The 9545-nt window shown below is 62.9% G+C and carries 12 protein-coding genes and 1 pseudogene; 3 read left to right on the top strand and 10 right to left on the bottom strand.

Features of this window, described 5'->3' with window-relative positions:
* Window positions 1–130: pseudogene (locus tag EN949_RS36760) on the top strand (PTS sugar transporter subunit IIA); the annotation flags it as partial.
* Window positions 131–222: 92 nt separating this feature from the next.
* Here the strand turns inward: EN949_RS36760 and EN949_RS28565 are convergent.
* The gene (locus tag EN949_RS28565; protein WP_013529590.1) at window positions 223–477 is read right to left on the bottom strand and encodes a DUF1150 family protein; all 255 of its coding nucleotides are present in this window, start codon (window positions 475–477) and stop codon (window positions 223–225) included.
* A 65-nt stretch (window positions 478–542) separates the two neighbouring features.
* Window positions 543–968, bottom strand: coding sequence for an Hsp20 family protein (locus EN949_RS28570; RefSeq protein WP_127366021.1), 426 nt, complete (start codon window positions 966–968; stop codon window positions 543–545).
* Between the two features lie 315 nt (window positions 969–1283).
* Here EN949_RS28570 and EN949_RS28575 point away from each other — a divergent pair, with 315 nt between their 5' ends.
* Window positions 1284–2228 (top strand): nucleoside hydrolase, encoded by a 945-nt coding sequence (locus EN949_RS28575; RefSeq protein WP_127370812.1) that lies wholly within the window; start codon window positions 1284–1286, stop codon window positions 2226–2228.
* Between the two features lie 36 nt (window positions 2229–2264).
* Here the strand turns inward: EN949_RS28575 and EN949_RS28580 are convergent, their stop codons facing one another.
* The 7 genes from EN949_RS28580 to EN949_RS28610 all read right to left on the bottom strand — a co-directional run bounded on the left by EN949_RS28580 (window position 2265) and on the right by EN949_RS28610 (window position 7845).
* Window positions 2265–2642, bottom strand: coding sequence for a hypothetical protein (locus EN949_RS28580; protein ID WP_127365994.1), 378 nt, complete (start codon window positions 2640–2642; stop codon window positions 2265–2267).
* Window positions 2643–2645: 3 nt separating this feature from the next.
* Window positions 2646–2966 (bottom strand): hypothetical protein, encoded by a 321-nt coding sequence (locus EN949_RS28585; RefSeq protein WP_013529594.1) that lies wholly within the window; start codon window positions 2964–2966, stop codon window positions 2646–2648.
* Between the two features lie 101 nt (window positions 2967–3067).
* Window positions 3068–3682, bottom strand: coding sequence for a LysE family translocator (locus tag EN949_RS28590; RefSeq protein WP_013529595.1), 615 nt, complete (start codon window positions 3680–3682; stop codon window positions 3068–3070).
* A gap of 113 nt (window positions 3683–3795) precedes the next feature.
* Entirely contained in the window at window positions 3796–5244 is a 1449-nt protein-coding gene (locus tag EN949_RS28595) for an amidase (RefSeq protein ID WP_127365992.1), read from the bottom strand.
* Window position 5245: 1 nt separating this feature from the next.
* Window positions 5246–6151, bottom strand: a complete 906-nt coding sequence (locus EN949_RS28600) for a ribokinase (RefSeq protein WP_127365991.1) — start codon at window positions 6149–6151, stop codon at window positions 5246–5248.
* A gap of 199 nt (window positions 6152–6350) precedes the next feature.
* Complete coding sequence (locus EN949_RS28605; protein WP_127365990.1) at window positions 6351–7226, bottom strand: bifunctional helix-turn-helix domain-containing protein/methylated-DNA--[protein]-cysteine S-methyltransferase; 876 nt, start codon at window positions 7224–7226, stop codon at window positions 6351–6353.
* Between the two features lie 124 nt (window positions 7227–7350).
* Window positions 7351–7845, bottom strand: coding sequence for a DUF2244 domain-containing protein (locus EN949_RS28610; protein ID WP_127365989.1), 495 nt, complete (start codon window positions 7843–7845; stop codon window positions 7351–7353).
* Window positions 7846–7867: 22 nt separating this feature from the next.
* Here EN949_RS28610 and nth point away from each other — a divergent pair, with 22 nt between their 5' ends.
* The gene (gene nth, locus EN949_RS28615) at window positions 7868–8692 is read left to right on the top strand and encodes an endonuclease III (protein ID WP_127365988.1); all 825 of its coding nucleotides are present in this window, start codon (window positions 7868–7870) and stop codon (window positions 8690–8692) included.
* Window position 8693: 1 nt separating this feature from the next.
* On the opposite strand, the gene EN949_RS28620 is transcribed toward nth, so the two are convergent.
* Window positions 8694–9545 (bottom strand): tripartite tricarboxylate transporter permease (locus EN949_RS28620; RefSeq protein ID WP_206534971.1); only part of this gene is annotated, 852 nt, incomplete at its 5' end.

Below are 9545 nucleotides of genomic sequence, written 5' to 3' on the forward strand. Positions count from 1 at the left end.
CCTCAAGGCACTGTCGCGCATCGCGCGAGTGCTGCGTGACGCCGACACGGTGGCCAAGATCAGGGGTACGCGCGACGCCGCGGCTATCCACGCGCTTTTATCGGACACCCAGGCCTCGCACGCGGCCTGATTTTTCTGGTGAGACGAACTTCAAGGGCCGCCACGGGCGGCCCTATGCGTTTGAGCCTGCTGGTCGCGCCTAACAGGGCGGCGCGCTGGGTCTTAGTGGATGGCGACCGTGGTCAGGTCGTTTTCCATGGCACCGGCCAGTGCGCGGTCACGCGCGTCGGAAAGCAGGATCGGCTGGCCATTGGCTGCAAACAGCGCCCACAGTTCCATGCCGGGAGCGATTTCGCCGAGATTGGGGAAACGGCCGAGCAATTCGTCGCTCGAGACCTTTCTGAGATAAGCGACCGAGCCCTCGCCGAGATGAGCGAATTCGCCATTGGTCATGGTGATAGTTTCAGTTCTGGTCATTTCAAAGCCTCCTTGGCGCGAGGACGCCGCTCAAGGCCATCCCGCATGAGAGCCATCGGTAAAGATCAGTCTTTCACCGATATGTTTATTTTCCGTACCAGCCGTTCGGACTCCGGCCGATCGAGGTCGATCGCCAAAAGGCCGTTCTTCAACTCCGCTGCGATCACCCGCATGCCGTCGGCCAGCACGAAACAGCGCTGGAACTGGCGCGCGGCGATGCCGCGATGAAGAAATTCGCGCTCGGTGTCGTCGGTCTGACGGCCGCGCACGACCAACTGGTTTTCCTCCGCGGTGACATCGAGATCGCTTTCGGCGAAACCGGCGACCGCCAATGTGATGCGCAACCTTTCGGTTTTGCCGTCGGCGCCGCTGAGGCGTTCGATGTTGTAGGGAGGGTAGCTGTCACCGGACTTCGCCAGGCGTTCCAGGGTCTTTTCCATGGCGTCGAAACCAAGCAGAAGCGGGCTGGAAAAGGGCGTCATTCGGCTCATGTTACACTGTCCTCTCAAGAGCGACATAAAGTGGAAAAACCCAGATGGCATTTTTCCCGATGGCCTTGATATGGTCCGCCCCGCGACCAAGTTCAAGCCGTCAACAGACCCGCCCAAAAAGACCAGGCCGTGGACTCACAGGAATGACAGACATGGCGCTTGAAACGGCGAGCAGATGCAAGGAAAAGCGCGCGGGTCGGGATTGTCTTCCCCGGTCGAGCGGTTCGGCCTGGCAGCTCGCGGCCGCTTCGGCGTCATTTGGATGTTCCGATCGGATCGATGCAAGTCCACGACCTCGCCAAACAAGGAATTGAAATGCCCCAGTCACGCAAGATCATCATCGACACGGATCCCGGCCAGGATGATGCCGTCGCCATATTGCTGGCGCTCGGCAGCTCCGAACTGGAGATCGTCGGCATATCAGCCGTTGCCGGCAACGTGCCGCTGAAGCTTACCGAAAAGAATGCCCGCAAGATCTGCGAGCTGGCCGGCCGCCCGGACATCAAGGTCTATGCCGGTGCCATCCGGCCCCTGACGCGCGAACTGGTCACCGCCGAGGAAGTGCATGGCAAGACCGGCCTCAACGGTCCGCAATTGCCCGAACCGACGATGAAGCTGCAGGACCAGTACGCGGTCGATTTCATCGTCCAGACGCTGATGAGCGAAGAAAGCGGCACGATCACGCTTTGCGCGCTCGGCCCGCTCACCAACATTGCGCTGGCGCTGATCCGCGAGCCGCGCATCGCACCGCGCATCAAGGAAATCGTGCTGATGGGCGGCGGCTTCTTCGAAGGCGGCAATGTCACCCCGACCGCCGAATTCAACATCTATGTCGACCCGCAGGCCGCAGATGTCGTGCTAAAATCCGGCATTCCGATCGTCATGATGCCTCTCGACGTCACCCACAAGGCGCTGACCACCGCCAAGCGCACGCAGGCCTTCCGCGCGCTGGGCACCAGGGTCGGCACCGCCACCGCGGAGATGCTGGAGTTCTTCGAGCGCTTCGATGAAGAGAAATACGGCACCGACGGTGGCCCGCTGCACGACCCTTGCGTCATCGCCTATCTGTTGAAGCCGGACCTGTTCAAAGGCCGCAACTGCAACGTCAGCGTGGAAACCGCCTCGGAACTGACCATGGGCATGACCGTGATCGACTGGTGGGGCGTCACCAAACGGCCGAAGAACGCCATGGTGATGCGCGACATCGACCATCATGCGTTTTTCGCCTTGCTGGTGGAGAGGCTGGGGCGGCTTAACTGACCGTCAGAACAGAACTGAACTTGTGAGCACGCGTCTTCAATCATTGAGAAACCGATAGGTGTCTCCGCCGCGCTTATGATGTTGCCGCTCGATGGGGATGACCGAACCGACAAGGTGCGGCATCCCCACTTCATCATCGATGGATGTCACCGCGCTGTTGCCATCAAGGCGGACATCGTATGTGTAATACAGCCCGCGCCCGGCAGCCATCTTCGGATTGATGGGCATTAACCTCACATACTCGATAGTGCCCATCACACTCTGAGTTGCCACAACCGGATTGTCCTGGTTCATCGCAATCGGGATCAGCGCCGCCAGGGGCAGTGCGCAGAAGAATACGACACCAATGACTGCGTCTCGGTATTCTGCCTGAAACAGAAGCAGGCGGTTTCTGAGAGAAGATACTGTTGCCATGATTCAATTCACGAATCGGTAGAAGACGAAGCCATTGTCGCGCGTGACGCGTTCGATGTTTGTGCGCGAGCCGATCAGATGCGGGTGATCGTCATCGATAAGGACAGACGAACCGTTCTCGATAGAAACCAGATATATGCCGCGGCCATGGTCCAACCGGACACTTTCGACGTTTGCCTCGACTGTGTCGACCGATCGGATCGGGCTGGCGTCGTTGATCCATTTGTTTGCCGCCAACATGATCATAACCGCAAACGCACCAATAAAGAGGATCACGCCAGGCGCGTTCCTCTTCAAACCATCCCAAGTCCAAAAGACAGACATGAATCCCTCAAGCCAGATTCATGTGGTGGTGGGACAGCACACTTTCAATCTGTTGCCATTCCAGGGTGCTGCAACTCCTTGCGGCACCGGCTCGGCCGCCTTTACTTCGACCGCGAAAACGCCAGCCACAGGCCGCCGCCGACCATGAAGCTGCCGCTGATCCTCGACAGGAGTTTGATGCGGCCGGCCGACAGCAGGCGCCCGGCGCGGCCGGCGGCCAGCGCGTAAGTCGAATCCGAGAAGGCGGCGAAGATCATGGCGGTCAGACCCATGACGGCGATCTGCAGCGAGTAGTTGCCTTGCGGCGAAATGAACTGCGGAAAGAAGGCGCCGAAGAAAATCAGCGTCTTGGGGTTGCTCAGCGCCACCAGCAGGCCCTGCAGGAAGAAGCCGCCGCGCGGCTTTCTCGCTGTTCCATCGGCATTCAACGTGCCCTTGGAACGGAACATCTGCACACCCATCCAGATCAGATAGGCGGCACCGATCAGCCGTACCCATTCGAACCAGTGGCCCATGCCTGCGATCAGCGTGTTGAGGCCGATGCCGACGATGGCGATCATCACGGCAAGCCCGGCCTGCGTGCCGGCGACGTTGGCGAGGCCGGCGCGCGAGCCATGGCGGATGCTGTTGGCAATGATCAGCGTGACCGTCGGACCGGGCACCAGGATAATGACAATGCAAGCGAGGACATAGGCGGCGTAGAGTTCGAGCGACATGCTTTTTCCCCAGGAATACCGCCGAGGCGGCGCGGCTGAGGATAATCAATGCATGGCGGCGATAGCGATGCAAGCCGGTGCGCGAAGCGCCGCGGCACGCCAACGCGTGCGATTCAGGCGCCGGCCGGCCAGGGCAGTGTTGCCTCATAGGCGACCGCCGCCTTGAGCACGGCAAGGTCGCCGCGTGGCCGGCCGATCAGCTGCATGCCCATCGGCCGCCCTCTATCGTCGAAGCCGACCGGCACATTGGCCGCCGGGCAGCCGCCCAAGGTCGCGAAGGCGGAAACCTGCATCCAGCGGTGATAGCTGTCCATTGTGCGTCCGGCGACCTCACGCGGCCAATGCGTATCGATGTCGAAGGGGAAGACCTGCGCTGTCGGCAGCGCAATCAGATCATAGCGGTCGAAGATCGACAGAAGCGTGCGATACCACGACGTGCGGATGACCGAAGCGGCGCGGATCTGCGGCGCCGTCAGCCGCGTTGCGTTCTCCACTTCCCAGATGGCTTCCGGCTTGAGCAGGCGGCGCTTTGCGGGATCGTCATAGTGGGTTTTGAGCGCGCAGCCGCTGCTGGCCTGGCGCAGCGTCACGAAGGCCTGCCACAGCGCTTCGAAATCGAAATCCGGCAGCAGGGGCTCGGTCGCGAAGGACGCCTCCGCAAAGCGGCCAAGTGCCGCCTCGCACAGGCCGAGAATGCCTGTTTCAACCGGCAGATGACCGCCGAGGTCACCGAGCCAGGCGATGCGGCCACCAGTTGCGGGTATTCCAAGCCCTTCGAGGAACGAGCCGGGTTTCTCGTAGGACAATGGCGCGTGCGGGTGGTAACCGGCCTGCACATCGAGCAGCAGTGCCATGTCACCGACGTTGCGGCCCATCGGCCCGTCGACGCCCATCTGCGCATGGAAGACTTCGAAATCGGGTCCGCCAGGAACAAGTCCTTGCGACGGGCGGAAGCCAAAAACATTGTTCCAGGCGGCCGGGTTGCGCAGCGAGCCGCCAAAGTCGCTGCCATCGGCGACGGGCACCATGTCGAGCGCCAGGGCAACGGCCGCGCCGCCGCTCGAGCCTCCGGCGGTCAGGGCCGGATCGAAGGCGTTCAGCGTCGGCCCGAACACGGCGTTGTAGGTGTTGGAACCAAGCCCGAATTCGGGGACGTTGGTCTTGCCGATGATAATGGCGCCGGCATTGCGGATGCGCTCGACGAAGAAATCGTCCTCCTGCGGCACGAAATCGGCGAAGATCGGCGAGCCGAAAGAGGTCCTGAGGCCCGTGGTCGAGGCGAGGTCCTTGATGGCCATCGGCAGGCCGAAGAGCGGGTTGGTTTTGGCTCGCGTCGGGCTGGCATCGGCCGCATCGGCTTCGCGCAGGATATCGGCGCGATCGCGCAAGGAGACGATGGCGTTCACCAGCGGATTGACCGCCTCGATGCGGTCGAGGAATGCCGCCACCACCTCGCGCACGGAAAGCTCTCTCTCCCGGATCGCGCCGGCGAGTTCGACTGCGGACAGGCGGCAGATGTCGCCTGCCGGCGGCACGGCATGTTTTGTTTGAGGACGCAGCATTCTAACGGGTTTCCTGCAGCGCCTGATCGACGTCTTTGGCGAGCGGGATCGCCGGTTGGGCGCCAGGCTTCAGGCAGGCCAGCGAGCCGGCCGCGCCGGCGCGCGCCAGCGCCTGTTCGAGCGTGAGGCCCGACGACAGGCTGGCGGCGAAATAGCCGCAGAACGTATCGCCGGCGCCGACCGTGTCGACGGGGATGATCTTGCGCGCAGCAACGGCCAGGAACTCGGTCGGTGTCGCCGCCATCACGCCATCGCCGCCGAGCGTGACGACGACGGTGCGGCCGGTCTTTCCGGCAAAGTCGCGCATGCGCGCCGCCCGATCGCGGCCTTGCAGCGACAGCGCTTCGCCATACAGGTCGAACTCGGTTTCGTTGGCGACGACATAGTCGGCCTTGTCGAGAAAGCCGGCTGTCTGCGCCTGGAAAGGTGCTGTGTTGAGCACCGTGATGGCGCCGGCCGCCCTTGCCTGGTCGAGGGCGGCATCGACGGTGGCCAGCGGAATCTCATTTTGCAGCAGCACGACGTCGCCTTTTTTCAGAAAGGCCTTGGAGAGATCGCCGGGCACCACGGAAGCGTTGGCGCCCGGCACCACGGCGATGATGTTCTCGCCGTCGTCGGCGACCATGATCAGTGCCGTGCCGGTCGAGGCGTGAGTCTCGGCAACGCCGGACAGGTCGACCTTGCCGTCGCGCAGCAATGCCAGTGCTTCGGCGGCGAAGCTGTCCCTGCCGACGGCGCCGACCATGCGCACCGAGGCGCCGGCGCGTGCGGCGGCCAGGGCCTGGTTGGCGCCCTTGCCACCAGGCGCGGTGGTGAAGGCCGAGCCGCCCACCGTCTCGCCGGGGCTCGGCAAGCGGTCGACCTTGGCGATAAGGTCGAGGTTGATCGAGCCGATGACGATAATCAAGCAGGGCCTCCTGGCAACGCAAATTCAAAATGTCGGAGCGTCTTCGTGCGTCCGGGCGAACGCAGATCGTTCCGATTGCGTGGAAGCTAACCTGTAAGGCCGCGGCTTGCCAGACCACGCGCATGGTCCAGCCCGATTTGAGAGGTATCTAGTGGCCAACGCGGCCTCGTCGATGCTGGCAATATTTGGAAGATGCGTATTACGATATCTGCCCGGCTTCCCAACCCAGAATGGCGCGCTTGCGGGTCAGGCCCCAATGATAACCGGTGAGGTCGCCTGATTTGCCGATGGCGCGGTGACAAGGCACCACGAAAGAGAGCGGATTGGCGCCGTTGGCCGCACCGACCGCACGGCTGGCGGACGGTGCGCCGATGCTGGCCGCAATCGAGGAATAGGTGCGGGCCTTACCCATCGGGATCTTGAGCAGCGCCTCCCAGACGCGAACCTGGAAGTCGGTGCCGATCATGACGACATGCAGCGGCTGGTCGGGGCGCCACAGCGTCGGGTCGAAGATACGGGCGGCATAGGGGCCGGTGGCAGTCATGTCCTCGACGTAGATGGCGTTCGGCCAGCGGCTGGACATGTCGGCGAAGGCGGCGCGTTCCTCGCCGGGGTCGCTGAAGGCGAGGCCGGCGAGCCCGCGCTCGGTGGCCATGATCAGGGCGGTGCCGAACGGCGAGGAATGGAAGCCGTAGCGGATGGTGAGCCCGGCGCCGCGTGTCTTGTAGTCGCCCGGCGACATCGCCTCGTGCGTGACGAACAGATCATGCAGCCGGCCGGGGCCGGACATGCCCAGTTCGAATGAGGTCTCGAGCAGAGGCATGCCGGAATCGAGCAGCCTGCGCGCATGGTCCAGTGTCACCGCCTGCAGGAAGGCCTTGGGCGACAGGCCGGCCCAGCGGGTGAAGAGCTTTTGCAGGCCGGTCGGCGTCTCGCCGACCTCCTCGGCCAGCTCTTCGAGGGAAGGCTGGTCGCGATAGTCGAGACTGATCTTCTCGATGGCACGGCGCACGATCTCATAATCGCTGCCTTCAGGCGTGATGTCCTTTTTGAGGACTGCGGTGTGTGTGCTCATGGAACTGTCTCCTTGAGCCGGAATATCGCCCCTCGGGGCGTCGATCGCCACCCGAAACTTGCCTTCTTGCGGCGCATACCCGGATAGGCACCGGATTCGAGCCCAGGAATCGCTCGCGGCTGCCTCAGCGTGCCTTGGCGGTCGCCAGCGCGCGCGAAAAGGCGGTGGCAAAACTCTCGCGGGAATCGGGGTCCAGGAACGATCCGATCGGCACGTTCTGGCCTTCACCTTGCACCGTCATGCCTGTGATGCCGATCTCGGCGTGACGGGCCACCGAAAACCGCGCCCAGAATGGATTGAAGCGATGCGCTTCCGATTTCCCCGAGGGGGCTGTCTTGCGGATGTCGAGGCTGGTGCGCGAAACCGAGACTTCTTCGCGTGCGCGAGCGGCACGATAGTTGATGCGAAAGGCGATGTAGACGGCGGCCACGTCGAGGCCGAAGAAGCCGAACACCGGCCAGGCGCCGCGCGACAGGAAAAACGCGCCTGTCACCAGCCAGCCGAACAGCAGCGCGCCCATCAGGACGAAGAAGCCTGTCCGGCCCAGAGACCGGTGCGGGGTCAGTAGCGCCTGAAAGAATGGCTCGTCGGCCTGAAACGAGGCGTTTGTGTCGCTCATGAGGGGATATTATAGGAGGGAAATGGCAAGCCCCAAGTCCAAAGATTCTTCCCTGTCCAAAAAAGAGCTGTTGCCCGCACGACGCGATGGTTCGAACGCAAAGCCGCGCCCGAGGCCGGTGCGACGCGCGTTACGCTACAGCCCAGCCGAAGTTAACGAGATATTCCGGCGCTTTTCCGTCCAGCGGCCCGAGCCGAAGGGCGAACTCGAACATGTCAACGCCTTCACGCTGCTGGTCGCGGTGGTGCTGTCGGCGCAAGCGACGGATGCCGGCGTCAACAAGGCGACGCGGGCGCTGTTCAGGGCCGCCGATACGCCGCACAAGATGCTGGCGCTGGGGGAAGCAAGGGTCGGCGAATATATCCGCACCATCGGGCTGTGGCGCAACAAGGCGAAGAATGTGATTGCGCTGTCGCAGGCGCTGATCCGCGACCATGGCGGCGAGGTACCCGATAATCGAGATGAATTGGTCAAGCTGCCCGGGGTCGGGCGCAAGACCGCCAATGTCGTGCTCAACATGGCCTTCGGCCAGCACACGATGGCGGTCGACACGCACATTCTTCGCATAGGCAACCGGCTCGGATTGGCGCCCGGCAAGACGCCGGAACAGGTCGAGCAGGGATTGTTGAAGATCATTCCGGACGAATATATGCGCCATGCACATCACTGGCTGATCCTGCATGGCCGCTACGTCTGCAAGGCGCGCAAGCCGGATTGCCCGGCCTGCGTCATCGCCGACATCTGCAAGGCCGAGGTCAAGACGACCGATGTGCCGGCACCGCTGGTGCCGATCGCACCGCTCGACCCGGTCGAAGAGGTTCAGGACCGAGGCGGAACGGCGGCGTAATTCAACTCTCCTCCACAAACACCTCTTCGCGCTTTTTCTTGACCGCCGGCAGGAAGACGACGGCGAGCACGGCGAGCGCTATGAGCAGCAGGCCGGCGCTGATCGGTCTGGTCACGAAGGTGCTCGGGTCGCCGCGCGAGAGGATCATGGCGCGGCGCAGATTTTCCTCGAGCAGCGGGCCGAGCACGAAGCCGAGCAGCAGCGGTGCCGGTTCGCAGCGCAGCTTGGTCAGGAGGTAGCCGAGGAAGCCGAAGAAGGCGACGGCGTAGAGATCATAGACGTTGCTGTTGACGCTGTAGACGCCGATCGAGCAGAACGCCATGATGATCGGGAAAAGCACGTAATAGGGGATCGTCAGCAGCTTCACCCAAAGCCCGATCAGCGGCAGGTTGAGGATGATCAGCATCAGATTGCCGATCCACATCGAGGCGATGATGCCCCAGAACAGCGCCGGCTGTTCGGTCGCGACATTGGGGCCGGGCACGATGCCCTGGATGATCATGGCGCCGATCATCAGCGCCATGACAGGGTTGGCCGGAATGCCCAGCGTCAGCATCGGGATGAAGGAAGTCTGCGCACCGGCATTGTTTGCCGATTCCGGTCCGGCGACGCCTTCGATGGCGCCCTTGCCGAACTCCTTCGGGTTTTTCGAGACGCGTTTTTCGACCGTGTAGGAGGCAAAGGCTGCCAGGATCGCGCCGCCTCCCGGCAGGATGCCGAGCGCCGAACCGATGATCGTTCCGCGCACGATGGGCGCTGCCATGCGCCGAAAGTCCTCGCGGGTCGGCATAAGGCCGGTGACCTTGCGGATCATCACGGAGCGCTCATCCTCGTTTTCGAGGTTGCGCAGGAT

The sequence above is a fragment of the Mesorhizobium sp. M7A.F.Ca.US.007.01.2.1 genome, assembly GCF_003998165.1.
Lineage (GTDB): Bacteria > Pseudomonadota > Alphaproteobacteria > Rhizobiales > Rhizobiaceae > Mesorhizobium > Mesorhizobium ciceri.

Excerpts from the sequence above, each read along its gene's own strand:
- EN949_RS28565 (WP_013529590.1), bottom strand. The coding sequence starts at position 477 with ATGACCAGAACTGAAACTATCACCATGACCAATGGCGAATTCGCTCAT.
- EN949_RS28570 (WP_127366021.1), bottom strand. The coding sequence starts at position 968 with ATGAGCCGAATGACGCCCTTTTCCAGCCCGCTTCTGCTTGGTTTCGAC.
- EN949_RS28575 (WP_127370812.1), top strand. The coding sequence starts at position 1,284 with ATGCCCCAGTCACGCAAGATCATCATCGACACGGATCCCGGCCAGGAT.
- EN949_RS28580 (WP_127365994.1), bottom strand. The coding sequence starts at position 2,642 with ATGGCAACAGTATCTTCTCTCAGAAACCGCCTGCTTCTGTTTCAGGCA.
- EN949_RS28585 (WP_013529594.1), bottom strand. The coding sequence starts at position 2,966 with ATGTCTGTCTTTTGGACTTGGGATGGTTTGAAGAGGAACGCGCCTGGC.
- EN949_RS28590 (WP_013529595.1), bottom strand. The coding sequence starts at position 3,682 with ATGTCGCTCGAACTCTACGCCGCCTATGTCCTCGCTTGCATTGTCATT.
- EN949_RS28595 (WP_127365992.1), bottom strand. The coding sequence starts at position 5,244 with ATGCTGCGTCCTCAAACAAAACATGCCGTGCCGCCGGCAGGCGACATC.
- EN949_RS28605 (WP_127365990.1), bottom strand. The coding sequence starts at position 7,226 with ATGAGCACACACACCGCAGTCCTCAAAAAGGACATCACGCCTGAAGGC.
- EN949_RS28610 (WP_127365989.1), bottom strand. The coding sequence starts at position 7,845 with ATGAGCGACACAAACGCCTCGTTTCAGGCCGACGAGCCATTCTTTCAG.
- nth (WP_127365988.1), top strand. The coding sequence starts at position 7,868 with ATGGCAAGCCCCAAGTCCAAAGATTCTTCCCTGTCCAAAAAAGAGCTG.